Genomic DNA, 25,693 nt, shown 5'->3' with positions numbered 1-25,693 from the left:
AAGGGGGCAAGCGCACTATATTGAGACAAACAGCCCATAATTTTCTGTCCACCTCAGCCCGGAGGAGGATCATCATGTCAGTTTCCGCCACCTTGGAAGATTGCCTGCGCGACAAAGGCAGTCATTACAAAATCCTGCATCATCCGCACACCCGCACCAGCATCGAAACCGCAGAGGCAGCGCATATTCCGGGCGATCGCCTGGCCAAAACCATCGTCCTGGAAGACGAACATGGCTATGTGGCGGCGGTGCTGCCATCGACCTACCATTTGCAGTTGTCCGAGCTTTGGGACAAGACCGGGCGGCGTCTGGTGCTGGCCGACGAAGCCGAACTGCGAGAGCTGTTCAAGGATTGCGATATCGGCGCGCTCCATCCGGTGTGCACCGCCTACGGCTTGCAAACTTATCTCGACGAGAGCTTGGTGCGGCAGCCTGAAATCTACTTCGAGGCCGGTGATCACGAAGCCTTGATCCAGATGCATACGGCGCAATTCCTCGATCTCATGGATCAGGCTGAAAGAGGCAATTTCTCCTATCGGATGTAAGGCATTGCCATGCAACTGATCACGGTGAAAATCGAGAAGCCGGAAGCGACTAACTTCATTCTTGGCCAGGCCCATTTCATCAAAACCGTGGAGGATCTGCATGAAGCCCTGGTGGCTGCGGTGCCAGGCATCCGCTTTGGCCTGGCCTTTTGCGAAGCCTCCGGCAAATGCCTGGTACGCTGGTCGGGCACCGATCCCGCCATGGTCGAGCTTGCAAAACAGAACGCGCAGGCGATTGGTGCCGGCCATTGCTTCATCATTTTCCTGGGTGATGGTTTCTATCCCTTGAATGTCTTGAACACAGTAAAAATGGTGGCGGAGGTATGCCGCATCTTTTGCGCAACCGCCAATCCGACCGAAGTGATTCTTGCTGAAACGGAGCAGGGGCGGGGCGTGCTGGGTGTGGTGGACGGCCTTTTCACTAAAGGCATCGAAGGCGACGACGACATCAAGTGGCGTAAGGATTTGTTGCGGCAAATCGGTTACAAGCTATGACCGCTCGCACAGTTCGCAGCGCTTTATCGATTAAGTGAGAGACAAAATCAAGCCGCACAAAGTTAAAGCCCGCCAGCGCTAAAGTTTGCTAAACTCAACTGGACATCACCAAGCGCGAGGGAGCGGGTATGAGCCAGTGCAAGCCTCTGACGTTGCATGTTCCGGAACCGAGTGGCCGGCCTGGTCACGAAACCGACTTCTCCTACCTGCATCTGGCTCCCGCCGGCGCCGTACGCCGGCCGCCGCTGGAAGTGCTGCCGTCCGACACCAGCGATCTCGCCTATGCCTTGATACGGGTGCTCGATGACGACGGCAACGCCGTCGGCCCGTGGGCGATAGAAATAGATCGTCAATTGCTGCGGCGCGGCATGCGGGCCATGATGAAAACCCGGATTTTCGACGCCCGCATGGTGATCGCCCAGCGCCAGAAAAAAATGTCCTTCTACATGCAGAGCCTGGGCGAGGAAGCGATCGGCACGGCGCATGCGCTAGCGTTGCAGGAAGGCGACATGTGCTTTCCCACCTATCGCCAGCAAAGCCTGCTGATGGCGCGCGATGTACCGCTGGTGGACTTGATTTGCCAGCTGCTGTCGAACCAGCGCGATCCGATGAAGGGACGGCAATTGCCGGTGCTGTATTCGGTGCGCGCTGCCGGTTTCTTCTCCGTTTCCGGCAATCTTGCAACCCAATTCATCCAGGCGGTCGGCTGGGGCATGGCCTCGGCGATCAAGGGCGATACCAAAATCGCTTCTGCCTGGATTGGCGACGGCTCCACCGCCGAATCCGATTTCCACACCGCGCTCACTTTTGCGCATGTATATCAGGCCCCGGTGATTCTTAACGTGGTCAACAACCAGTGGGCCATCTCCACCTTTCAGACGCTCGCCGGCGGCGAAAGCACCACGTTCGCCGCGCGCGGCATCGGCTGCGGCATCGCCTCGCTGCGGGTCGACGGCAATGACTTCCTGGCGGTGTACGCCGCCTCACGCTGGGCCGCAGAACGGGCGCGCTGCAACCTGGGGCCGACCCTGATCGAATGGATCACCTATCGCGCCGGCCCGCATTCGACCTCCGATGATCCGTCCAAGTACCGGCCGGCAGATGACTGGTCGCACTTTCCGCTGGGAGATCCGATTGCCCGTCTCAAACAACATCTGATACGGATTGGCGCATGGTCCGAGCAGGAACATCAGGACACCGAAAAGGAATTGGAGGCAGAAGTGATCGCGGCCCAGAAAGAGGCAGAACGCTACGGTACCCTGGCCAGCGGCCAGATTCCTGAGCCGGCGACGATGTTCGAGGATGTCTATAAAGACATGCCCGAGCATCTGCGGCAGCAGCGCCGCCAACTGGGAGTGTGATCATGGCAGCCCAGAAAGATGTCAAACCGGCGACGGAGCAGATGACTACGCAGATGACCATGATCCAGGCGCTGCGTTCGGCGATGGACATCATGCTGGAGCGTGACAGCAATGTGGTCATTTTCGGTGAGGACGTGGGTTTTTTTGGCGGCGTGTTCCGTTGTACCGAAGGCTTGCAGGCGAAGTACGGCGCGTCGCGCGTATTCGACGCTCCGATCTCTGAAGGCGGCATCGTCGGCGCCGCCGTCGGCATGGCTGCCTACGGCTTGCGGCCGGTAGTCGAAATTCAGTTCGCCGACTACTTCTATCCGGCCTCGGACCAGATCGTCTCCGAGGCGGCGCGCCTGCGTTACCGTTCGGCCGGCGAATTCACGGCGTCGATGACGATCCGCATGCCCTGCGGCGGCGGCATCTATGGCGGCCAGACCCACAGCCAGAGCCCGGAAGCCTTGTTCACCCACGTCTGCGGCTTGCGCACGGTGATGCCATCCAATCCGTATGACGCCAAGGGCTTGCTGATTGCATCGATCGAGAATGACGATCCGGTGATCTTTCTGGAACCGAAACGCCTGTATAACGGTCCCTTCGACGGCCATCACGACCAGCCGATGGTGCCCTGGTCCAAGCATCCGTTGGGCGCGGTGCCGGACGGCTATTACACCGTGCCGTTGGAGTCTGCGGCGATATTTCGTGCGGGCGCCGAGCTGACGGTGATTACCTACGGCACCATGGTGTTCGTGTCGGCAGCCGCGGCGCGTGAGACCGGCATCGACGCCGAGATTATCGATTTGCGCAGCCTGTGGCCGCTCGACCTGGAAACTATCGTCGCCTCGGTCAAGAAGACCGGGCGTTGTGTGGTGGTGCACGAGGCCACCCGCACCAGCGGCTTTGGCGCGGAATTGACGGCATTGGTGCAGGAGCACTGTTTCTACCATCTGGAGGCGCCGATCGAGCGCGTGACCGGTTGGGACACGCCTTATCCGCACGCTCAGGAATGGGCTTATTTCCCTGGTCCGGCCCGTGTCGGCGCGGCCTTCAAACGCGCGCTGGAGGCAAGATGAGTGTCCATGTCATCAAAATGCCGGATATCGGCGAAGGGATAACCGAAGTTGAATTGGTGGCGTGGCGCGTCACGCTTGGCGAGCGCGTGGTCGAGGACCAGGTGCTGGCCGACGTCATGACCGACAAGGCCACCGTCGAGATTCCGTCGCCGGTGGTGGGGCGGGTGGTGTCGCTGGGCGGCGAGCCCGGCCAGGTGTTGGCGGTAGGAGGCGAGCTGATACGGATTGAGGTGGAGGAGGCAGAGCATGCAAGTGCGGCAGCGACCGCACTGGTGCAGACACCAGCGCCGTCAATGCCCGCGCCGCCAACACCAGCGCCGGTCGCCGCGTCGTCGAGCGAAGCCCATGCGCCAAAGCTCGTTATGCCGGCGCCAGGCTCTGGCTCCGTGCTCGCGATGCGGCAAGCCGCGACCAATTTGTCGACTGCGTCGACAGCGCCTACTGCATCGCCCGCCGTGCGCCGACGCGCCCACCAGCTCGGTATCGAATTGCAAAATGTACCTGCCAGCGGCGCCGACGGCCGTATCACGCATGAAGATCTCGACGCTTACGTCACTCGTTGCAGCAGTTCGCCGGTGGCCAGTACCGGCGACAATCGCTATGCCGAGCGCCACGACGAAGCGGCGATTCCGGTGATTGGCTTGCGTCGCAAGATCGCTCAAAAGATGCAGGAAGCCAAGCGCCGCATCCCGCACTTTACCTACGTTGAAGAATGCGATGTCACCGAAATCGAGGCGCTGCGCGCGCATCTGAACACAAGATGGGCTGGCGAACGCGGTCGCCTGACCTTGTTGCCGCTGCTGATGCGCGCCATGGTGCTGGCGTTGCGCGAGTACCCGCAATGCAACGCCCGCTTTGACGATGACGCCGGCGTGGTCACACGCTATGGTGCCGTGCATATCGGCATAGCGACCCAGACTGCAGCCGGCTTGATGGTGCCGGTGGTGCATCACGCCGAGGCGCGCGACCTGTGGTCGAATGCGGCTGAAATCAGCCGTCTGGCCGAGGCTGCGCGCGCGGGGCGTGCAGTGCGTGCAGAACTCTCCGGCTCAACCATCACCGTCACCAGCCTGGGCGCCTTGGGCGGCCTGGTATCGACGCCGGTGATCAATCATCCGGAAGTGGCGATTGTCGGTGTCAACCGGATTATCGAGCGGCCGGTGGTGCGTGACAATCTGGTGGTGGCGCGCAAGATGATGAATTTGTCATCCTCTTTCGACCATCGGGTGGTCGACGGCCTGGATGCAGCCGAGTTCGTGCAAGCGCTGCGCGCTTATCTCGAATCTCCCGCCACCTTGTTTGTTGAGTAACACGGATTCGATGCGGGGATTCCCTGGTCCGGGAAATAGGCGGATAAATGGACGGATCGGACGGATCAATCGCAGCTAGACATAGCCTGAAAAGGCGATTATCTTGAAATACAGGCACTCCCGCCAAGCCGCATTTCAACTTCTAAAAAAAGTGACGCTACGTAATTGGGCCAAGTTACTGTTGCTGATCAGCTTGCTCGGGCTGCTGGCGTTTGCGGCCCGGCTGGTCAATAACGAGTTGCGTACATCTGAATGGCAAGCGCGCCATCTGACCGAACTTGGCCGCAAACTGACATTCAAAGTTGAATCCGGGGCAAGCAACGCTATCCGGTTTCCCAAATCCGGCCCATACGACGAACGCCTCGGGTATAGCAAGATCCCGGCTTTTACCGAATATCTTGGCAGGCACGATTACCGTATTACGCAACAAGCGCGGATCTCGCCAAAATTTGCGCAACTGGTCGATAGAGGGCTGTCTCCGGCCTATAGCGAGAAGACTCAGGCGGGCCTCGATTTACTCGATTGCAATCAACAACCTCTGTACTCGGAACGTTTTCCCGAGCGTAGTTATAAGGATTTCGAGTCGGTACCGCGCTTGCTGGCGGACACACTGCTGTTTATCGAAGACCGTGACTTGCTCACTACCAGCTATCCGCTGCACAATCCGGCGATCGACTGGAGCCGCTTCGGCAGGGCGCTCTTCGATCAGGGCTTGCATGTGTTCGACAAATCGCACCAGACGCCGGGCGCCAGCACGCTAGTGACGCAGATCGAAAAATATCGTCATTCGCCTGAGGGCCGTACCGCATCGCCGCAGGAAAAGCTGCGGCAGATGGCGTCGGCCTCGGTCAGAGCGTATCTGGGCGGGGAGAACACGCTGCCGGCACGCCGGCAGATTATGGTGGATTACCTGAATACCGTGCCGCTTGCGGCCAAGCCCGGTTATGGCGAGATCGATGGGCTCGGCGACGGTTTGTGGGCCTGGTACGGCCGCGATTTCGATGAAGTCAATCAGCTCCTGGATAGTAACGCCGATCTGGGGCCGGGCGATTCCACCCCCGGCCTCGCCGCCAACCCCGTCCCCGATCAACATCAACTAGAACGCCGGGCAGAGGCATTCAAACAAGCGCTTTCGCTAATGATTGCGCAACGCCGGCCATCTTATTACCTGCGCGAAGGCGCCGCCGATCTGGAGCAACTGACCGATAGTCATTTACGGTTGCTGGCGACGGCAGGAATTATTCCGTCGGCCTTGCGCGACGCGGCATTGCCGGTCAAGTTGAATCTGCAGCAAAAAACAGTCAGCGCGCCACCGATCTCATTCATTACGCGTAAAGCGGTGACTGCGTTGCGCAGCCATCTTTCCACCTTGTTGCATGTCAACCACCTTTACGATCTGGACCGTCTGGACCTTAGTGCAGCGACCACCATGAATGGCGAACTGCAGCGCGCGGTGACGACCGTGCTGCGCCAGCTCAAGCAACCGGACAAGGCAAAAGCCGCGGAGTTGTACGGTCATAACATGCTCAGTCCTGGCGACGACCCAAGCAAGCTGATTTTCAGTTTCACGCTGTTCGAGCAGCGCGACGGCGCCAACCTGTTGCGCGTACAGACCGATAATTTCGATCAACCCTTCGATATCAATGAGGGCGCCAGACTCAATCTGGGTTCTACCGCCAAGTTGCGCACGCTGATTACCTATCTCGAAATAATCGCCGATCTGCATCAGCGTTACGTTGGCATGACGGCGGAGCAGCGGGCCAAACTGCTGGTAGAGAAGGAGGATGTATTGAGCCAATGGGCGTTGACCTATCTGGCGCAGGCACAGGATCGCGGCCTGCCGGCGATGCTGGAAGCGGCCATGGAGCGCCGCTACTCGGGTAGTCCGGGAGAGGCATTCGTGACCGGCGGCGGGGTGCAGACATTTTCCAATTTTGAATCTGAAGAAAACTACAAGGTGATGACGATACGCGAAGGTTTCCAGCAATCGGTGAACCTGGTTTTTGTACGGCTCATGCGCGACATCGTAAGGCATTACAAATTCAAGATGGCCGGCGCCGGTTCGGCAACGCTGGACGGCCTGAGTGCCGCCAAGCGGCAAGAAATACTGTCCCGCTTTGCCGACAAAGAAGGGCGTCAGTTCATGCTGCGCTTCTATAAGAAATACCACGGCAAGACGCCGCAGGAGGCGCAAGAGCTGTTGCTGGAAAATACGCATCCGGTGCCGGCTCGGCTTGCCACGATATTTCGCAGCATAGCTCCGGACGCGGATCTGCAACTTTTCTCCGGCTTCATGCGCAAGCAATTCCCCAAAGACGGCTTGTCAGACGCCAAGTTGAGTGCGCTGTATCTGCAGTACGGGCCGGACAAGTTTTCATTGGCAGATCGCGGCTACATCGCGCGCATCCATCCATTGGAGTTGTGGCTGCTCGGATTCATGCGCCAGCATCCCGACGCGACACTGACGCAAACCCTGGACGCCAGCCGCGATGCGCGCCAGGATGTCTACGCCTGGCTGTTCAAAACCCACAGTAAAAACAAGCAAGATAAACGCATACGGCAGATGCTGGAACTGGAGGCGTTTCTGGAGATCGGCCGCGCCTGGCGGCGGCTTGGTTATCCCTTCGAATCGCTTACTCCCTCTTATGCGAGCGCGGTTGGCGCCGCGGGCGACCGGCCTGCCGCGCTGGCGGAATTGATAGGGATTATCGTCAACAAAGGCATGCGTCTGCCGCTCAAAAAATTGCAAACCCTGGAGCTGGCGCAAGGAACGCCTTATGAGACCCACTTTGAGAACAGCGGGCCGGCGCCGGAACGGCTTTTGCCCGAAGAGATAACCGACGTGGTGCGCCGTTCGCTGATCGACGTGGTGGAGGGCGGCACCGCCAAGCGCCTCAAGGGCGGCTTGCCGTCGAGCCATGCGAACGGCAAGCCGGTGGCGGTTGGCGGCAAGACCGGCACAGGCGACCAGCGCTTCGAGGTCTACGCAGCGGGCGGCCGGCTGATTTCCTCGCGCGCTGTGAACCGTTCTGCCACTTTCGTGTTTTTTATCGGCGATCGTTTTTTCGGCACCATGACCACCTACGTCCACGAGCCGTATGCGGCCAGCTATAAGTTCACGAGTGCGCTTTCTGTACAATTGCTGAAATCGCTGACGCCGACCCTGCTACCCATGATAGAAGCGGACGCCAGCGACACGCCGTTAGCCTGTCGGCATTGACAGCTCACAACAATAGAATAAATCTCATGGTTACTCCAATCAATCCGTCCGAACTGAAACAATCTGCAATAAATATCAAAACACGTTTCGTCGCGATTTCATGGCGCGACCTGGCCATCAGTTTCGGCCCGATTGCCTTGCTGGCGGTGGTCGCCATCTGGCTGGCGATCTGGTTCATCCATCCGGCGCCGCCGAATACCATCACCATGGTTACGGGTCCAGAGCACAGCAATTTCTGGAACACGGCCGAGAAATACCAGAAGATTTTGGCGCACAATGGCATCAAGCTGAAAATCGTGACTTCCGAAGGGTCGCTGGATAATTTGAAAAAACTCAACGATCCGCACTCGGGGATCGATGTCGGTTTTGTTCAGGGCGGGGTGGCGGCGGAGCTGCCGATTGATCACCTGGTGTCGCTGGGCAGTGTTTCCTATGTGCCGGTGTCGGTGTTTTACCGCGGCCGCGAGATGCTGAACCGTTTGTCTGAATTGAACGGAAAGCGCGTGTCTATCGGCGTGCCAGGCAGCGGTTCGCGGGTGTTGGCGCTGACCTTGTTGAAAGCGAATGGCATCGAAGTCGGCGGCAAGACCGAGCTGCTCGATATGGCCGGCGACGAAGCTGCGCAAGCGCTGACCGACGGCAAGATCGACGCCGCTTTCCTGATGGGCGATTCAGCCTCGCCGCCGACCATGGGCAAACTGTTGCGCACGCCCGGCATCCATCTGCTCGATTTTTCCCAGGCGGCCGCCTACGCCCGCCGTTTCAGCTATCTGAACCAGTTGAATATTCCGAAGGGAGTATTCGATCTGGGCAAGAACATCCCTAGTCGCGATATTCGCCTGATTGCGCCGACAGCCGAACTGATCGCCCGCGAAGACTTGCATCCGGCGCTCTCCGATTTGCTGATTGAAGCCGCCAAGGAAGTGCATAGCGACGCCAACGTATTGCAGCGCGCCGGCGAGTTTCCGGCGCCGCTGGCGCATGAGTTCCGTATCAGCGACGACGCCACACGCTACTATAAATCGGGCAAGGGGTTTTTCTACCGCACCTTGCCGTTCTGGCTGGCGAGCCTGGTGGATCGGACCCTTGTAGTGCTGCTGCCGATTATCCTGTTGCTGATCCCTGGTTTCAAGTTGGTGCCGATGCTGTACGGCTGGCGCATCAAGTCGCGCATCTATCGCTGGTACGGCATCTTGATTGCATTGGAGCGGGCCGCTATCACGCACACGGAGGAAGAGCAGGAGCAATTGCTGAAGCGTTTGGACCATATCGAAGAGGCGGTAAACCGGATGAAGATGCCGCTGGCTTTTGCCGATCAGTTTTATGTATTACGTGAGCATATCGGTTTCGTGCGCAGCCGCCTGCTCAATCGTAGCTGACCGCGCCTAACAATTGTGGGTAGATTCACGCATTGTAAGTACAGCAGATATCTAGCACATTACGAATGACAAGAACAGTTGCTGATGTTAAAACATCTTTGCAAATTGCTGTGCAGCATCGGTTATGATTTACGCTGAAATATGTCAATCGAGCAGAGGTGAACCATGAGATTTCCTGTTTCTGTGATTTGCGCATTACTGTTTGCGCAATCCGTGCCAGCGTTTGCTGCACTCGGTGCAGCCGCTGGTCCGGCCGCCGGCGTGGCCCAGGCCGCCGGTGCGAGTGCCAAGGTCAGCGCTCGCGTGACCAGCTACAACGGCTATTCGGTCAGTGAGGTGGTAGAGCCGTCAGGCACCACCGTGCGGGAATATATAGGCGCCGATAACGTCGTGTTTGCTGTCAGCTGGCAAGGACCAAGCATGCCCAATCTGCAGCAATTGCTGGGCAGTTACGCCGATCAATATGTGAGCGCAGCCAGTGAGCCGCATGCCGGCCGGCGCGCCGTGGCGATTCAATCGGATCAACTGGTATTGCGTTCGGGCGGCCATATGCGCTCCTTCGCCGGCAGTGCTTATGTGCCTGCCTTGCTGCCGCAAGGCGTGACCCCTGACAATATTCGCTGAGCGGAGATGACTATGCGCTTTTCAAATTATCTGCTATGCCTGCTCAGCAGCTTGATCTTGGTCGCCTGCGGTGGCGGCGGTGGCTCTGGCAGCAGCCCAGCCCCAGCCCCGACTCCAGCCCCGCCGCAACCGGTCCAAAATGTCCAGACTATCGTAATCGATAGCGGCCCCTCGGCGGCCTCCGGTTCCATCAATTCGCCCTATGTCACGATAACCGTCTGCCAGCCCGGCAGCACAACCCTATGCCAGACCATCGATCATATCCTGGTGGATACCGGATCGAGCGGCTTGCGCATCATCTCTTCAGCCCTGGCCGGCAATATGACGCTGCCTTCGGTGACCAACGCGAGTGGCAATCCCGTGGCGGAATGCGCGCGTTTTGCCGACGGTTATAGCTGGGGTTCGGTGAAGCAGGCCGATTTGCGTGTCGCCGGTGAAGTTGCCAGCAGCATTTCGGTGCATATCATTGGCGATAGCGCCTTTCCGTCCGTGCCTAACGGTTGTTCCGGCAGCCTAGTGGCGGAAAATACGGTGGCGGCATTCCACGCCAACGGCTTGCTTGGCATTAGTACCTTTATCCAGGATTGCGGCGCTGCCTGCGCCAGCCAGGCGCTGGAAGGGTGGTACTACGCTTGTCCAGGTGCGGGCTGCGGCGCTACCGCGCTGGCAGCAGCCAAGCAAGTGGGTAATCCGGTAGCAGCTTTCGCGCAGGATAATAACGGTACCTTGGTACAACTGCCGCCAATCGGCGCCAATGGCGCAGCCGGTGTCACCGGGTCGCTGATTTTTGGCATCGGCACGCAAACCAATAATGCGCTTGGCAGCGCCGGCATCTATACCTTGAACAGTGCGGGTAATGTGAGCGCCTTGTATCAGGGGCAGGTCATGCAAGCCTTTTTTGACAGCGGCTCGAACGGACTGTTCTTTGACGATTCGACCATCCCCACCTGCACCCGGAGCAAGGGTTTTTATTGCCCTTTGGTCACGCTTAGCCGGAGTGTGACGAATACCGGCTTGAACGGGCGCAGCAGCAACGTCAGCTTCGATGTGGTCAACGCGGATTCTCTGTTCCAGTCCAACCCGGGTAACACAGCATTCAATAATCTGGCCGGCAGCGCGGCTTTCTCTTCGTTTTTCGATTGGGGGCTGCCATTCTTCTTTGGCCGCTCGGTCTATACCGCGCTTGAGGGAGTTTCGGCCGGCGGCACGACAGGGCCTTACGTAGCCTATTGAGCAGTGGTTGGGGCTTGGCAGTGAGTGATCCGAAGGACGCAGCGATGCGTCCTTTTTTTTCGCCTGACTTATCGCCTGACTTAATTAGCGACTTGGTAAAAAACGCGACGGGTCTACAGGTTTTCCTTGGCGACGGATCTCGAAATACAGTTTTACTGCATTACTGTCGGATTTTCCCATCTCAGCTATTTGCTGGCCCTTGCTGACCATTTGTCCCTCTTTGACAACGATGGTTTTGTTGTGGGCGTAGACCGATAGCAGGTTGCTGTTATGTTTGATGATGACCAGGTTGCCGTAGCCGCGTATGCCGCTACCGGAGTACATGACCTTGCCGGCGGCGGCAGCCAGCACCGGCTGTCCGAGCTGGCCGAAAATATCTATCCCCTTTTTTCCCTGGCCAACGCCGTCGCTGGATTGGCCGCTTGCCGGCCAGGTCCAGTCGACCGGATCTTTTTCGTCGCTGGTCGCGGTTGGCGTGTCGGTGCTGTCAACGCTGCGCGGCGTGGTTTTGCTGCTGACTGCGCTGGCAGCGCGAGCACCTTGAGGCAAGACCCGCAATACCTGATCCACCTTGATGTCGTTAGGATCCGTCAGCTTGTTCCAGGCGATGATGTCGCTATTGCTGCGCCGGAATTTGCGCGCGATGCTGGACAAGGTATCGCCCTTTTGCACCGTGTAATAACCGGGTCCGCTGGGCTGTGCGGCATTGGAATCGGGGCCGGACGGCGTGCTGCAGGCGGTGAGGGCGGCCAGCAGGATCAGTGCCGGGCCGAAACGCTTGATGCCGTTTTGTTTTTTCGAGCTGGGTGCTTCGGTATTCTGAACCAACAATGACATTCCTTTGATCAATCGATCTCACTTTAGTTAAACAATGACAGGCGCAATGACCGGCGCCTCCGGCGCCAATGCGCATCTTCTGACCTCGTTTGGTGTAACTAGTTGCGTACTTTGCATTCACCGCGTTGTGAAATATACATGTGTTGCCGTTTTTTCTAGCGGCTTGAGGATATCTCAATTGTGCTGGTGGGGTAAATACCGACGGCGGCTTGGATTCTTTTACGCCAAATTAACTGCCGGTATCCTGCCTTCAAATGGTTTTATGTTTAATGTCAATAATGTATTTATTTGTACCTGTCCCAAGCTCGTTGTTACGTTACATGTAACGTATCAATTGCTGTTGGATATCTCTGGTTTGCGAATCGCCTTGGTTTGCGAATACATTCTATTTATTGCTTAGTTATTGATTTATAAGGTTTTATTTTTTTCGGGAAAGTAAATGACGATGTGATTTTTCCCTTTATTTCGAGGTTTTTCTGTTGGCATGTTCTTTGCGAATAGACAAGTAGGAACGTTCGAATATTCACTAAGGGGAAATACATCATGAACACATCGCAAAAAGGCAGCTTGATTGTCGCATCGTTGTTGTTGACCAGCTTGCTGGCCGGTTGCGCCAGCGGAGGCGGGAGTTTCGGCAAATCGCTCGGTTCGGGATCGGCAGCAGGAACAGGAGCTGCTCAGGGGGCAGGCAGTATGGGCGGAGGTAACGGAGGTAGCGGAGGTGGCGCTGGTACTGGCACTGTGGCTGGAGGCGGTGGAGGGGGGGCTGACGGTGGTGGAACCGGTGGTGGCACAGGCGGTGGCACAGGTGGTGGCACAGGTGGTGGCACAGGTGGTGGCACAGGCGGTGGCACAGGCGGTGGCACAGGCGGTGGCACAGGCAGCCCTTCGATCAACTTCCTTTCTAATGCCGGTGGCACCGTATCCGGCACGGGCGCTGCACTGGGTACGATAGGCAATACCGTGATTAATAACGTGCCGCTGTTGTCGACGCAGGCAAAAGCCGGGTTGGCCGGGGTGGTAGATAACGGCGCCGGTATTGTCTCCGGCTTGGGTAACGGCATCAGCAATGGCCTGGGCCTGCTCGGCGCTAACCCGAATGCACTAGGCGCCACTGTCGGCGGCACCGGCGGCGTAGTCACGCAAGCGGGGAATGCGGTACAGAGCGCCGGGCAGGTGGTGGCCGGGTTGGGCGGCGGGCCGCTGGCGCCATTGGCAGCAGTGACCACACCGCTAGGTGGTTTGGTGACCCAGGCAGGTGCTGCTGTCTCCGCTTTGGGAACACCTTTGAGCAATGGCTTGAATAGCGGTCCGGTGCAACAGATCACGCAGACCGTCAACCAGGCAATTGTGCCGCTGACCAGCACGGTGACTACCTTGACACAGACCGTCGGCAATGCAACCGGCCTGAACCAGCCTGTGAATAACTTATTGGTTGCAGTGGGCGGCGGGGTTGGCAGTTTGGGGAACGCTCTGACTGGCGCCAAAGTACCTGGGGCCAGCAGCTTAGGTGCAGTAGTGAGTGATGTCGGTGGCACGGTGGCCGGCCTTGGCACGAACGCTTTGGCCGGTACCGGTCAACCGCTACTCGGCAACAAGACAGGTGGTTCGCTGCAGCCTTCGAATAATGTGCTTACCGGTGTGGGCGGCGGATTGGGTGGCGCCGCCGGTGGCGGTCCATTGGCCCCAGTCACCGGCTTGTTGGGCGGTTTGACTGGCGCGACTGGTGGTACAACGGGCGGTGCTAGTCCGTTGGCTCCAGTCACCAGCCTGGTAAGCGGTCTGACTGGCGCAGTCGGTGGTGCAAGTGGTTCTAGCGCCACTCCGCTGGCTCCGGTGACCAATCTGGTGGCTGGTCTGACTAGTGGCAAAGGTACGACAGGAACCGCCAGCGGCCCATTGGCGCCAGTGACAGGTTTGCTGGGCGGGCTGTTGGCAGGGGGTAAAAAATAATAAGTTGCATTGCTCTTTTAAGGAAGCGCTGGCCGCACGACAGGCTTCCTTGTTTCAAGGCTGGGTGCGTGGCAATGAAGAGATGCAGCGTCTGTCGCAGTATTTTGCGTAATCCTTGGTCTTGTATTTAATCTTTCTGAGGTGGGATCATGAGAGCCGAACAAATAGTCGATTTGATCGCTTGCGCCAGCCCGCAAGCACAGGTGCCTGGCAATGATTTGCTGATCGGGATGCTGGCACGCGAGATTGCTGCGCTGTCGTACAAGCTGACCGAGCAGGAGTTATACCGGCTGATAGCCGTTGGTTCATTGGTGTACGAGCGCGGGCGTCGCAGCAGGATATGAGATAACACCTGATGAGATAACACCTGTTTAATGTGGATCGGCACTTGAGCAAACACGATTGCGACCGGCTGATTTTGCAGCGTACAGTGCCTTGTCTGCTGCCTGAATCAGCTCAAAAGGAATATTGCCATCCCGGACCGGAACGAAAGCGTCGACACCGGCACTGATCGTCACTACGCCGGTAGGATCATAGGGATGTTTGATGTGTAAATTGTAGATGGCAAGGCGAATCTTTTCTGCCACTGCGATGGCGCCGGCCAGATTAGTGTCAGGCAGCAAGACCGCCATCTCTTCACCGCCGTAGCGCGTAGCCAGGTCGCCCGGACGGTTTTTACTGGCTTTCACCACTTCACTGATCTGCCGCAGGCATTCGTCGCCGGCCAGGTGTCCGTAAATATCATTGTATTGCTTGAAGTAGTCGACATCGATCATCACCAGCGCCAGTGAATTCCCGGTGCGCATGGCGCGGCTGAATTCGTCACGCAGCGCACTGTCGAACTGGCGCCGGTTTGCCAGGCCGGTCAAGCTGTCTTGCAAGGCAAGTTGCTCCAGATGCCGGTTGAGGGTTTTCAGCGATTCCTGAACCCGCAGCAGATCGGTCTCCGCCAGTAAGCGCAATTTAATCTGATGAATCAGGCGCCAGCCGAGCAGACCCAGGGCCAGCGTCAGCAGCATGGCGCCGAGCAGATGCAAATAAGTGTCGGCACGCCAGTCAGCCAATACCTCGTCCTTTGAGCGCGCGACGGTGACGAACAGTGGATATCTTTCCAGATGGCGATAGGCGATCAGGCGATCCACGCCATCCTGGCCGGACTTCATGACGGCGGTGCCGGCGGTGCTCCTTGATGCGTAATCGCGATAGATGGGATAGCTGGACAAATTCTTGCCGATCGTGTCGTCCATCATTGGCCGTCTCACCAGCATGGTGCCGTCATTCAGGCTGAGAAAAATGGAGCCGAGGCGGCCGATATCAAAGCTTTCGTAATAGGTCTTGAAATAATCGATGTTGATGGTGCCCAAAGCCAGGCCGGCGAAACTGCCGTCAGGATGGTTGAAGCGTCTGGACACAGTGACTATCCATTTACCGGTGGAGCGGCTACGTATCGGCGGCCCGATATATGGTCCGCGTTCAGGATGGCTGCGATGGTATTGGAAGTATTGACGATCAGCATTGTTAACGACCGGGATTGGCCCGCTGCGGGCGTTGACCAGCCATAAACCGTTTTCGTCGTAAATCGACAGATCATTGAGTTGCGGCAATTCGGCGATATGCTGGATCAATAATTTATGCAGACGCTCCAGCGAGGCGCCGCCGGTACCTTCCACTTCGAGGCGTTCAATCACGCCTACCAGGACGGTGTCGGCTTCCTTTATCGTGTCATCGGCATGCTGCGACAGGGCCCGCGCCAGATTGGATGTGTCAATTTCGGTGTCGTGCAATTCGACGTCATGCGCGTTCCAGCTGCGCCATACTTCGACCGTCATCAACGAGACGCAAACCAGCGCCACGAAGATGGTCGCAAGAAAGGTGATCGGCAGTGCCTTAAGTTTTATGTGCGCTGGCGGGTGCGCTATCGCGATGGGAATGTTCATCGTCTCTCCAGACAATAGCGCGTTGGTCCATGCATCAGGATGGGCGGATGCCCTTGCGATATTCGGTTGGAGAGGTCCACATATGCTTGCGGAATAATTTGGCGACATGCTCGCCGCTGAACAGGCCGCAGCGCCGCGCTATCTTGTCTACCGGCAGATCTGTCTCGGTCAGTTGCTGGCGTACCGCTTCCAGGCGCAGATTCAACAGGAAGTCGTGCGGAGTCTGACCGGTTTCGCGCTTGAATTGCCGCACGAAGTTACGCTCGCTCATGGAAACATAATTGGCGGCGTCGACCACGCTGATGGAGTCCGCCAGATGTTCGACAAACCACAGCGAGGCTTTGTGGATTTTGCTGGTCTTGGCGGGCGCGCTGGTGGGCGAGGGCTGATTGACGGGCGGTGTATCGCGCCGGCGCTGGCATACCACCAGGCTTTGCGCCACACGCCGCGCGACGGCCGGGCCCAGATCGCTTTCCAGCAAGCGCAGCGCCAGATCGGTCGCCATGCCGACGTCGCAAGACGTGAAGATGCCGTCGTCTTCGCTGATCTGCGCTTCTCGGTCAATTTTAATCAGCGGGAATTCACGTGCCAGCTTATCCAGCAACGCCCAATGCGTAGTGGCGCGGCGGTTGTTCAGAAAGCCGGCAGCGCCGATCACGAATACGCCGGTGCAGATCGCCGCGATACGGCGTACGCTGCTGCGCATTTGTTGCAGCCAGGCGATCAGATCGGGATCTCGGTAGGCGTCGAAGTTTCCAGTGCCGCTGGCGATGAGCAGTGTATCGAACTGATGCTTGTCGAATGACGCTAGCGGCGAGGTCATGATCTGTACTGAGGCTGACGACATGATCATGCCGCCGGAGATGGATAGAACCGACACAGCATAACGCGTGGTGCCTGGGAACACCGTCGAAATCAGCTTGTCGCCGATGCCGAAAACATCTGCTGCGCCAACCACATCAGCCAGTACGACACCTTCAAAAACGATAATTCCTATATGCCTGGTTGAGCAGTTGTCGTCTATCACCTCAAGTGTCTTTGTGCACTCGATATCCATGTGATTCTCCCCGCGAGCAATCCACTTTTTTGCATTGCCGGAACGCAATTTTTTATTAGTAAATTACTATTTTCCATTCTGCTACAAAATAAGATTTTGTCCAGCGAATGATTGTTAAATATCGTTGATTCTGTGGCGTATTCACACAAGATTTCTTGCGGCAACAAAAAATCTCGCGACGACATTTCTCCTGTGCACCAATGTTAATTTTGGTCAACCATTTGCTGAGATGCACAACTGTTTTTTCCGCATCTGAACTCAAACAATATTGCGTGCCAAGTCATCTCTTTTCAGGTCAGTCGCTTGCATTCAATTTGAAGAATTGTAGTGCTCATGCATACCTCTCTTGTTTTCCAGCGCATCTTGCAAGCGAGAATTTTCCAGCGTCAGTTCAGCCACAATCTGTTTCAGCTTGGCATTTTCTTCTTGCAGGCACTTCATGTCGTGCGGATAAGCTTGCAGGCCACCGTATTGCTTCTTCCAGGTAAGGAAGGTGCGCTCGGTAATTCCAGCTTGCCTGATCACATCGGCCAAGGGCATGCCGAGCTCCTCTTGCTTGAGAGCCGCAGCAATTTGGTCGCTTGAGAATGGCGTGCGCTTCATGGCATCCCCTCGCGTCTCTTTTTAGTGGTCTTTTAAAGTCGATATGTCGGACAATTTATCCAGACCGAGTCGGGCACGTATTACCGGATCCTTGTACTGATCGCCGATGGTGTCGATGTTTTGACCGATGACGCCGGTTGACGATGCAGAAGGGGCAGCCGGTGCGGCAGGTGCTCCAGGTGCAGCAGCTCGTTCCATGCCGGGGCAAGAGCGTCCGGTCGATTCAACTGCTTTGCGGTTTGCTTCGCTTTGGCACAGCAGGGCAAGTGCAACGTCGTTTAAACCCATCGCGCGAAATTCTCTGGAATCGAGCCGGCGCACGCAAGCCTGATCGACCATGGTGGTGCCGCCGGTTGCGCCGAAACCAGTGAAGGACAAGCCGAATGATGCCGAACCCATGCAAGTGTCGGACAAGGTTGTGGTTAACGATGGCGCCACAATATTTGGCACCGTCTTGACGGAATAACTGCCGCCATAGTCAACCGTGGTTTTGGTGTTGTTTGGGCTGCTGCCTGGATCGCCTGCGGCGGCGCTGGCGCCAGTTCCAGTTCCGGCTGAAGTCCCGCTTGCTCCGGATCCGGTCCCGGTTCCGCTTCCGGATGTGCCAGAGTTCGGCAAGGAAACCGATACGCTCACCGTTGAATTGCCGCCGGTCCCTGAGCCGCCGGTTGCGCTGCCGCCATTGGTGGCCGATGCACCATATGTTCCTGAAATCGTATTCGAAGCGGTGCCGCCGGCTGCAGTACCGCCTGCTGCCGAGCCGCCGCTGCCGCCGGCGCCGCCAGCGGCTGTTGCCGTGGAAGTCGATGTGGTTGTTGGTCCTGCCCCTGATCCTGACCCTGATCCTGAGTCATGCGCTAGCACTGGTGCAGTGACGGCTGAGGCTACCAGGATACCTATTAGTATGTGTTTCATGGCTTCTCCATCGTAATGATTTGTTTGATAAACGAGAGGGAAAAATTTCTTTCCCCCTCCCGCAACTCATCGGTAACCGAGCCGCTGTTTGTTGTTGTTTTTTGTTATTAGAGATTGCCAGCGTTTGCCGTCGAACGTGCACCGCCACCCCAACCGCCGTTACCAGCAGTTGCGTTGCCAGAGGCGGCGCCACCGCCAAACACAAAGTTTCCAGCCGAGCCGCCGGTATTGCTGACGCCAGAAATCGATGCATCAGAGTTACCGCTGCTGGAGCTGCTGGTGCCGCCACCTGCAGATGCATTGCCGTTATAGGCTTGGGTGCTGCCGGTAGTGCTGGATGTGCCGCCTGCGCCGCCAGAGGACATACCGCCGGCTTTGCCGCCATTGGCGCCGCTGCCAGTTGTTGAGCCGGCGTTGGTTGCGCCGCCAGTTGCCGTGCTGCCGCCGGCGCCGGTCCAGTTGTTGCCACTGGTTGCCATACCGCCGGTGATGGTTTGAGTCGCATTGCCGCCGGTTGCTGTACCGCCAGTGGCCGATCCACCACTAGCGCCGCCCGAACTTGCTGAGCCACCTGCGCCGCCTGCGCCGCCGATAGACGCCGCAGTAGCGGTGCTAGTGGTAGTGGTAGAGGAGCTAGAGCCACTTGAAGAGTGATGAGCGAATGCAGAGACGGCGAACAATGAAACTATCGATGCGGCAATAATTTGCTTTTTCATTTCTGTTTCTCCTTGGAGTAGGGGCATCATTCACCAGAATGTTTTGTCCATGCGCCCCGAGCCACAGACAAGTAGTTACTGCGGTAAGGACCATGTCGGCAGCGCCTCGGGCCTGAGATGTCCGTTTGTCTCGAGCGAGATTCTTATACGGCGACAAGTACTGCGGATGCCTCACCTAGCTAGAACGAAAATGTCTTTTTTCGACAAGGCCAAGCGTGACCGGGGCGTGGGTATGTGAGCCGATCAACGCCGGGTTCGTCGAGCAAGTGCATTTGCGCTGATCTGATAATAGGAGTGCAAGACCGAGTGCTTATGACAAAACCTTGTCAGGTTCGGACAGCCGGAATGGCTGATATGGATAATTTTTTCATGACAAGCGCATGTGAGCGCTAACAAAAAAATGTTTAAAAATACATTACATTCGTGGCGCCTCTGCGCAGCTCGCAATGATTGGTGACGCACGGAAATTTCGTTGGTAATACTTGTTGTCCGTTTTTGACAAGGGTGCAAAAAAAGTCTTGTGTGTTTTAGCTGGCGCTCGTTGCTTGGTGGTCTTGTGCAATTTAGAGGCGCGATGGAAAGCAAAAGAATTTCGTCTGCGTCCTTTCTTGTTATCGGATATATTGCCGCATGAAAACATACGCACTAACGTTTGTATTAACGTTTGCCGTTTATCCAAATTGAAAAGCCAACCATGAATATTGCAGAACTTTTTTTGCTTGCCGCCATTTGGGGTGCGTCGTTTCTTTTCATGCGCGTCGGCACGCCGGAATTCGGCCCGGTACCGCTGATAGCCTTGCGCGTGGGGATCGCGGCGCTGGTGTTGTTGCCGGTGCTGCGCAGCGCCGCCGCCCGCAGCCATTTGCGTAGCAAGGCATGGCCGCTGCTGATTGTCGGCGTCACCAATTCAGCGCTGCCGTTTTCATTGTTTGCCTACTCGACGTTGTATCTCAATGCGGGTTTCGATGCGATCTTGAACGCCACCGTGCCGCTATGGACCGGTGTGATCGCTTTCGTCTGGCTGAAAGCGCCAATGAGCCGGCCGCAAGTTATCGGCATGCTGGTCGGCATGGTGGGTGTGATGGCCTTGGTGTGGGACAAGATCGGCGTCGGCGCATCCAGCGTGTGGCTGGCGATAGGCGCGGTGTTGCTGGCTACGTTGTCCTACGGCTTCGCCATCAACTATTCGAAAACGCGGCTGGCAGGAGTGCCGCCTTTTGTGGTCGCCTGCGGTAGTCAATTGGCGGCGACCCTGGTGTTGTTGCCGCTGGCAGTATGGTATTGGCCGGCCGCGCCGGTGTCTGCCACGGCCTGGTATTCGGTGCTGGCTTTGGGAGTGGTCTGTACTGGCGTCGCCTACGCGATTTTCTATCGTTTGCTGGAACATGCCGGCTCGGCATATGCCGCCTCCGTGACCCTTCTGATTCCAATCTTCGGGGTGATCTGGGGCGCGGTTTTTCTAAAGGAAGAAGTTACCGCGACGATGCTGGTCGGTTGCCTGATCGTGTTGCTTGGCACTGCTTTAGCGACCGGCAAGCTCAATCTGGGCGGCTATCTGACCGGTAAGGTGGCGAAATGAGGTAGCGAAATGAGGTAGCGAAGTAAAGTAGTGCAGGAAACTTTGATCTCTGCACCGCTGGGGACGGCGCTAAAAGTGAATATATGCAACATGCCGGCGGCCAGTATGTCGTTTTCGCGCCGTCAAGCAGCATTAATTGACTGCTTCTATGGCATAATCAAGAGCTAAATTCACTGTTTTGCGCGGCCTCGAAGCTGCCCCGGATCATGCTTAAAACGCTCTACGATAAACTTTGGGAATCCCACGTCGTTCATACCGAACAGGATGGCACGGCGATTCTGTATATTGATCGACATCTTTTGCATGAGGTCACCAGCCCTCAGGCTTTCGAAGGCCTGAAGCTAGCCGGCCGCAAGCCATGGCGGCTGTCGGCCAACCTGATGGTAGCCGACCATAACGTGCCGACTACCGGCCGCGCTAACGGCATTGCCGATCCGGTCTCGCGTCTGCAAGTGGAAACCCTGGATGGCAACGCCAAGAGTTATGGCCTGACCTATTTCGGCATGAACGACCATCGTCAAGGCATTGTCCATGTGATCGGCCCCGAGCAGGGCGCGACCTTGCCAGGCATGACCGTGGTCTGCGGCGATTCCCACACTTCAACCCACGGCGCTTTCGGCTGCCTGGCGCACGGCATTGGCACCTCTGAAGTCGAACATGTGCTGGCTACCCAGACCTTGCTGACCAAGAAATCGAAATCGATGCTGGTCCAGGTCGATGGCGCGATTCCTAACGGCGTTACCGCCAAAGACATCGTGCTGGCCGTGATCGGTCGCATCGGCACCGCTGGCGGCACCGGTTATGCGATCGAATTTGCCGGTTCGGCGATTCGCGCCTTGTCGATGGAAGGCCGCATGACGGTGTGCAATATGGCGATTGAAGCTGGCGCCCGTGCCGGCATGATCGCGGTCGACGACACCACGCTCAACTATGTCAAGGGCCGGCCGTTTTCGCCGGTCGGACCGCATTGGGAGCGCGCCGTGTCTTACTGGCGCACCTTGCATTCCGATCCGGGCGCCAAATTCGACATGGTGGTTACCCTGAACGCCGCCGAGATCAAACCGCAAGTGACCTGGGGCACTTCGCCGGAAATGGTGGTAGCGGTGGATGGCCGGATACCTGATCCGGATAAGGAAAAAGACGCCACCAAACGCGACGGCATGGAAAAAGCCCTGGCGTATATGGCGTTGAAACCGAATACCGCGATTGAAGATATCCGTATCGACAAGGTCTTCATCGGCTCCTGCACCAATTCGCGGATTGAAGATTTACGTTCGGCAGCAGCGGTAGTTCGCGGCAAGTTCCGCGCTTCCAACGTCAAGCTGGCGATGGTGGTGCCGGGCTCCGGACTGGTCAAGGAGCAAGCCGAGCGCGAAGGCCTGGACAAGATTTTCAAGGACGCCGGTTTCGAGTGGCGCGAGCCGGGCTGTTCGATGTGCCTGGCAATGAATGCCGACCGCCTCGAACCGGGCGAGCGTTGCGCCTCTACCTCGAACCGCAATTTCGAAGGCCGCCAAGGCGCCGGCGGCCGCACGCATCTGGTCAGCCCTGCAATGGCGGCTGCCGCGGGCATTGCCGGCCATTTTGTTGATATTCGATCGCTATAATTCGTTCGCTATAAATAATTACCGAAGGACAAAAGATGAAGAAAATAATTACCCTGTGTGTTTTGCTGGCCAGCATCTATGCACTGAGCGCTTGCAATACTTTCCACGGCTTTGGTAAAGACGTGGAACACGTCGGCGAGAAAATTCAAGGCAAGTGATCATAGCGCGTGTCGCATGAGACGCGCCATTATTGGAATCAAAGTATGAATAAATTTACTGTGCTGGATGGCTTGGTGGCGCCGCTGGATCGCGCCAATGTCGATACCGATGCCATTATCCCCAAGCAGTTTCTGAAATCGATTCAACGTACCGGTTTCGGTCCGAATCTGTTTGACGAGTGGCGTTACCTGGACCACGGCGAGCCAGGCATGGATAATTCGCGGCGGCCGCTAAACCCGGATTTCGTCCTGAATCAGCAGCGCTATCAGGGCGCTTCGATTTTACTGACCCGCAAGAATTTCGGTTGCGGTTCGTCGCGTGAGCACGCGCCGTGGGCCTTGGGTCAATACGGTTTCCGTGCCGTCATCGCTCCCAGTTTTGCCGATATTTTCTTCAATAACTGCTTCAAGAACGGCTTGTTGCCGCTGGTCTTGCCCGAGGCCCAAATCGATCGCTTGTTCGATGAAGTCAAGGCTTTCCCGGGTTATCGCCTGGTGATCGATCTGGAAAAACAATTGGTCAGCACCGCCAATGGCAACCTGGCTTTCCCGTTCGAAGTGGGCGAGTTCCGCAAATACTGCCTGTTGAACGGTCTCGACGATATCGGCCTGACCTTGCGCCAAGCCGACAAGATTCGCGAGTTTGAAGAGCGGCATCTGTTTGCGCAGCCTTGGTTGAGCAATACAATTTAATTTATTGTGGGGCAGAGTTTAAGAGTCGCAAGGTTAACCTTGCGACGGGTTACTCTGTCCTCAACTGACTAGACAGGAAAAAATGAAAATAGCAATTTTGCCAGGTGATGGCATAGGTCCGGAAATCGTTGAGCAAGCGGTCAATGTGCTGCAGACGCTGGGTGAAAAATTTGAACTGGAAACTGCGCCAGTCGGCGGCGCCGGTTATGCCGCCCACGGCCATCCGTTGCCGGACGGCACCTTGAAACTGGCAAAAGAAGCCGATGCGGTGTTGTTTGGTGCGGTCGGCGACTGGCAGTACGACAGCCTGGAACGTGCGCTGCGCCCTGAGCAGGCGATCCTCGGCTTGCGCAAGAATCTGGGCCTGTTCGCCAATTTGCGTCCGGCGATTCTGTATCCTGAGCTGGCCGGCGCCTCGACCCTGAAGCCGGAGGTGGTGTCGGGACTGGATATCCTGATCATTCGCGAACTGACCGGCGATGTTTATTTCGGCCAGCCCCGCGGCGTGCGTACTGCGCCGGATGGTGCTTTCAAGGGCGAGCGCGAAGGTTTTGACACCATGCGTTACGCCGAATCCGAGATCCGCCGCATCGCCCATGTGGCGTTCCAGGCCGCGCAAAAGCGCGACAAGCGCCTGACCAGCGTCGACAAAGCCAACGTACTCGAGACTTTCCAGTTCTGGAGAGATATCGTGACCGAGGTGCACAAGGATTATCCCGATGTCGCTCTGGATCACATGTATATCGACAATGCCGCGATGCAGCTGGTGCGGGCCCCGAAAAAATTCGACGTGATCGTCACCGGCAACATGTTCGGCGACATCCTGTCCGACGCTGCGGCCATGCTGACCGGTTCGATCGGCATGCTGCCGTCGGCTTCGCTGGACGCCAACAACAAGGGCTTGTACGAGCCGTCGCACGGTTCGGCGCCGGATATCGCTGGCAAAGGCATTGCCAATCCGCTGGCGACTATCCTGTCGGCCGCCATGATGTTGCGCTACTCCCTGAATAAGGCAGAGCAGGCTGACCGGATTGAAACAGCGGTCAAGAAAGTGCTGGCGCAAGGTTTGCGTACCGCAGATATCTATGAAGCCGGCACCACCAAGGTCAGCACCACGGAAATGGGCGCGGCCGTGGTCAAGGCTTTGGGTTAAAGAATTTGGCAGGCGGTCTGCCGTGAAGTGCGGGACTTTTCCCGATTTTAGTATGTTAGGGAATCATGATGAAACTGGTTGGTCTAGTCGGTTGGCGTGGCATGGTGGGTTCGGTCTTGTTGCAGCGTATGCAGGAAGAGGGCGATTTCGCCCATATCGAGCCGGTATTCTTTTCAACTTCAAATGCCGGCGGTAAAGCCCCTGCATTGGCGAAAAACGAGACAACGTTAAAAGACGCCAGCGATATTGAAGCCTTGAAAAAATGCGACATCATTATTACCTGCCAGGGCGGCGATTACACCAGCGAGATTTTCCCGCAGCTGCGCGCCGCCGGCTGGAATGGCTACTGGATCGACGCGGCTTCGACGCTGCGCATGAAAGATGACGCCATCATCGTGCTGGATCCGGTCAACCTGGATGTCATCAAGGATGGTTTGCAGCGCGGCGTCAAGAACTACATCGGCGGCAATTGCACCGTCTCTTGCATGATGATGGGCCTGGGCGGCTTGTTCCAGCAAGACCTGATCGAATGGATGACCTCCATGACATATCAGGCTGCATCAGGCGGCGGTGCGCAGCACATGCGCGAGCTGTTGACCCAGTACGGTTCCATCAACGCCGAAGTCAAGGCGTTGCTGGACGATCCGAAATCAGCAATTCTGGAAATCGATCGCAAGGTGCTGGGCAAGCAGCATTCCATGTCGGCTGACGAAACCAAGCAATTCGGCGTGCCGCTGGGCGGCAACCTGATTCCCTGGATCGACAAGGATCTGGGGGGCGGGTTGTCGAAAGAAGAATGGAAAGCCGGCGCCGAAACCAACAAGATCCTTGGCCGCGGCGAAGGTTTCAGCAACGGCGGCAAGGTGATTCCGGTGGATGGCTTGTGCATCCGCATCGGCGCCATGCGCTGTCATTCGCAGGCATTGACCATCAAATTGAAAAAAGATGTGCCGCTGGATGAAATCAATGACATCATCGCTAGCAATAATCAATGGGTGAAAGTGGTGCCAAACGATAAGGAGTCATCGATGCACGACTTGACGCCTGCGGCAGTGACCGGCAGCCTGACAATTCCTGTCGGTCGTTTGCGCAAACTGCAGATGGGTGGCGATTATTTGTCAGCCTTTACCGTAGGTGACCAATTATTGTGGGGTGCGGCAGAACCGTTGCGCCGCATGCTACGGATTGTTCTGGATGCCTGACTTGTTACCGTAGTTGTGATATTGTTGCCGACTTGCAATATGGCCCGCTAAGTAT

General features: G+C 57.1%; 24 protein-coding genes. 18 read left to right on the top strand and 6 right to left on the bottom strand.

What is annotated here, in order from left to right:
- The first annotated feature begins 74 nt into the window (after positions 1-74).
- From VNZ60_RS03915 to VNZ60_RS03875, 9 genes are all read left to right on the top strand, one after another.
- The gene (locus VNZ60_RS03915; RefSeq protein WP_325657115.1) at positions 75-545 is read left to right on the top strand and encodes an aminoacyl-tRNA deacylase; all 471 of its coding nucleotides are present in this window, start codon (positions 75-77) and stop codon (positions 543-545) included.
- 9 nt (positions 546-554) lie between these two features.
- Positions 555-1,040, top strand: a complete 486-nt coding sequence (locus VNZ60_RS03910) for an adenosine-specific kinase (protein ID WP_325657114.1) — start codon at positions 555-557, stop codon at positions 1,038-1,040.
- Between the two features lie 128 nt (positions 1,041-1,168).
- The gene (locus VNZ60_RS03905) at positions 1,169-2,401 is read left to right on the top strand and encodes a 3-methyl-2-oxobutanoate dehydrogenase (2-methylpropanoyl-transferring) subunit alpha (protein WP_325657113.1); all 1,233 of its coding nucleotides are present in this window, start codon (positions 1,169-1,171) and stop codon (positions 2,399-2,401) included.
- A gap of 2 nt (positions 2,402-2,403) precedes the next feature.
- Positions 2,404-3,462: an alpha-ketoacid dehydrogenase subunit beta gene (locus VNZ60_RS03900; RefSeq protein ID WP_325657112.1), complete on the top strand. Its 1,059-nt coding sequence runs from the start codon at positions 2,404-2,406 to the stop codon at positions 3,460-3,462.
- On the top strand, positions 3,459-4,772 hold the full coding sequence (locus tag VNZ60_RS03895) for a dihydrolipoamide acetyltransferase family protein (protein WP_325657111.1): 1,314 nt from the start codon (positions 3,459-3,461) through the stop codon (positions 4,770-4,772). Before VNZ60_RS03900 ends, VNZ60_RS03895 begins: the two co-directional genes overlap by 4 nt.
- Before the next feature lie 151 nt (positions 4,773-4,923).
- A complete protein-coding gene (locus VNZ60_RS03890; protein WP_325657110.1) occupies positions 4,924-7,992 on the top strand; it encodes a transglycosylase domain-containing protein in 3,069 nt (1,022 codons plus the stop codon).
- Positions 7,993-8,018: 26 nt separating this feature from the next.
- Entirely contained in the window at positions 8,019-9,371 is a 1,353-nt protein-coding gene (locus VNZ60_RS03885) for a TAXI family TRAP transporter solute-binding subunit (RefSeq protein ID WP_325657109.1), read from the top strand.
- A gap of 165 nt (positions 9,372-9,536) precedes the next feature.
- Positions 9,537-9,995, top strand: coding sequence for a DUF2844 domain-containing protein (locus VNZ60_RS03880; protein ID WP_325657108.1), 459 nt, complete (start codon positions 9,537-9,539; stop codon positions 9,993-9,995).
- A 12-nt stretch (positions 9,996-10,007) separates the two neighbouring features.
- On the top strand, positions 10,008-11,228 hold the full coding sequence (locus VNZ60_RS03875; RefSeq protein WP_325657107.1) for a DUF3443 domain-containing protein: 1,221 nt from the start codon (positions 10,008-10,010) through the stop codon (positions 11,226-11,228).
- 84 nt (positions 11,229-11,312) lie between these two features.
- Here the strand turns inward: VNZ60_RS03875 and VNZ60_RS03870 are convergent, their stop codons facing one another.
- On the bottom strand, positions 11,313-12,065 hold the full coding sequence (locus VNZ60_RS03870; protein ID WP_325657106.1) for a peptidoglycan DD-metalloendopeptidase family protein: 753 nt from the start codon (positions 12,063-12,065) through the stop codon (positions 11,313-11,315).
- 46 nt (positions 12,066-12,111) lie between these two features.
- On the opposite strand from VNZ60_RS03870, the gene VNZ60_RS03865 reads away from it, so the two are divergent.
- From VNZ60_RS03865 to VNZ60_RS03855, 3 genes are all read left to right on the top strand, one after another.
- Positions 12,112-12,465, top strand: a complete 354-nt coding sequence (locus VNZ60_RS03865) for a hypothetical protein (RefSeq protein WP_325657105.1) — start codon at positions 12,112-12,114, stop codon at positions 12,463-12,465.
- 143 nt (positions 12,466-12,608) lie between these two features.
- The gene (locus VNZ60_RS03860) at positions 12,609-14,018 is read left to right on the top strand and encodes a collagen-like triple helix repeat-containing protein (protein ID WP_325657104.1); all 1,410 of its coding nucleotides are present in this window, start codon (positions 12,609-12,611) and stop codon (positions 14,016-14,018) included.
- A 149-nt stretch (positions 14,019-14,167) separates the two neighbouring features.
- On the top strand, positions 14,168-14,362 hold the full coding sequence (locus tag VNZ60_RS03855; RefSeq protein WP_325657103.1) for a hypothetical protein: 195 nt from the start codon (positions 14,168-14,170) through the stop codon (positions 14,360-14,362).
- 27 nt (positions 14,363-14,389) lie between these two features.
- On the opposite strand, the gene VNZ60_RS03850 is transcribed toward VNZ60_RS03855, so the two are convergent.
- The 5 genes from VNZ60_RS03850 to VNZ60_RS03830 all read right to left on the bottom strand — a co-directional run bounded on the left by VNZ60_RS03850 (position 14,390) and on the right by VNZ60_RS03830 (position 19,246).
- A complete protein-coding gene (locus tag VNZ60_RS03850; RefSeq protein ID WP_325657102.1) occupies positions 14,390-15,955 on the bottom strand; it encodes a sensor domain-containing diguanylate cyclase in 1,566 nt (521 codons plus the stop codon).
- Positions 15,956-15,989: 34 nt separating this feature from the next.
- Positions 15,990-17,012 (bottom strand): GlxA family transcriptional regulator, encoded by a 1,023-nt coding sequence (locus tag VNZ60_RS03845; RefSeq protein WP_325657101.1) that lies wholly within the window; start codon positions 17,010-17,012, stop codon positions 15,990-15,992.
- A 309-nt stretch (positions 17,013-17,321) separates the two neighbouring features.
- A complete protein-coding gene (locus tag VNZ60_RS03840) occupies positions 17,322-17,615 on the bottom strand; it encodes a transposase (RefSeq protein WP_325657100.1) in 294 nt (97 codons plus the stop codon).
- A 21-nt stretch (positions 17,616-17,636) separates the two neighbouring features.
- Positions 17,637-18,530, bottom strand: a complete 894-nt coding sequence (locus tag VNZ60_RS03835; RefSeq protein ID WP_325657099.1) for a hypothetical protein — start codon at positions 18,528-18,530, stop codon at positions 17,637-17,639.
- Positions 18,531-18,637: 107 nt separating this feature from the next.
- Positions 18,638-19,246 (bottom strand): hypothetical protein, encoded by a 609-nt coding sequence (locus VNZ60_RS03830; RefSeq protein ID WP_325657098.1) that lies wholly within the window; start codon positions 19,244-19,246, stop codon positions 18,638-18,640.
- 694 nt (positions 19,247-19,940) lie between these two features.
- Between VNZ60_RS03830 and VNZ60_RS03825 the strand changes: the two genes are divergently transcribed.
- From VNZ60_RS03825 to asd, 6 genes are all read left to right on the top strand, one after another.
- Positions 19,941-20,825, top strand: a complete 885-nt coding sequence (locus VNZ60_RS03825) for a DMT family transporter (RefSeq protein WP_325657097.1) — start codon at positions 19,941-19,943, stop codon at positions 20,823-20,825.
- Between the two features lie 206 nt (positions 20,826-21,031).
- On the top strand, positions 21,032-22,432 hold the full coding sequence (gene leuC / locus VNZ60_RS03820; RefSeq protein WP_325657096.1) for a 3-isopropylmalate dehydratase large subunit: 1,401 nt from the start codon (positions 21,032-21,034) through the stop codon (positions 22,430-22,432).
- Between the two features lie 35 nt (positions 22,433-22,467).
- On the top strand, positions 22,468-22,590 hold the full coding sequence (locus VNZ60_RS03815) for an entericidin A/B family lipoprotein (protein ID WP_325657095.1): 123 nt from the start codon (positions 22,468-22,470) through the stop codon (positions 22,588-22,590).
- A gap of 45 nt (positions 22,591-22,635) precedes the next feature.
- Complete coding sequence (gene leuD, locus VNZ60_RS03810; RefSeq protein WP_325657094.1) at positions 22,636-23,283, top strand: 3-isopropylmalate dehydratase small subunit; 648 nt, start codon at positions 22,636-22,638, stop codon at positions 23,281-23,283.
- A gap of 82 nt (positions 23,284-23,365) precedes the next feature.
- Positions 23,366-24,436, top strand: coding sequence for a 3-isopropylmalate dehydrogenase (leuB, locus tag VNZ60_RS03805; RefSeq protein ID WP_325657093.1), 1,071 nt, complete (start codon positions 23,366-23,368; stop codon positions 24,434-24,436).
- Positions 24,437-24,504: 68 nt separating this feature from the next.
- Positions 24,505-25,638, top strand: a complete 1,134-nt coding sequence (gene asd / locus VNZ60_RS03800) for an aspartate-semialdehyde dehydrogenase (protein ID WP_325657137.1) — start codon at positions 24,505-24,507, stop codon at positions 25,636-25,638.
- Positions 25,639-25,693 lie beyond the last annotated feature (55 nt).

It is taken from the genome of Collimonas sp. (assembly GCF_035566375.1).
In the GTDB taxonomy this organism is placed as follows: domain Bacteria; phylum Pseudomonadota; class Gammaproteobacteria; order Burkholderiales; family Burkholderiaceae_D; genus Collimonas.
This window is presented reverse-complemented; position numbering and strand designations above follow the sequence as displayed.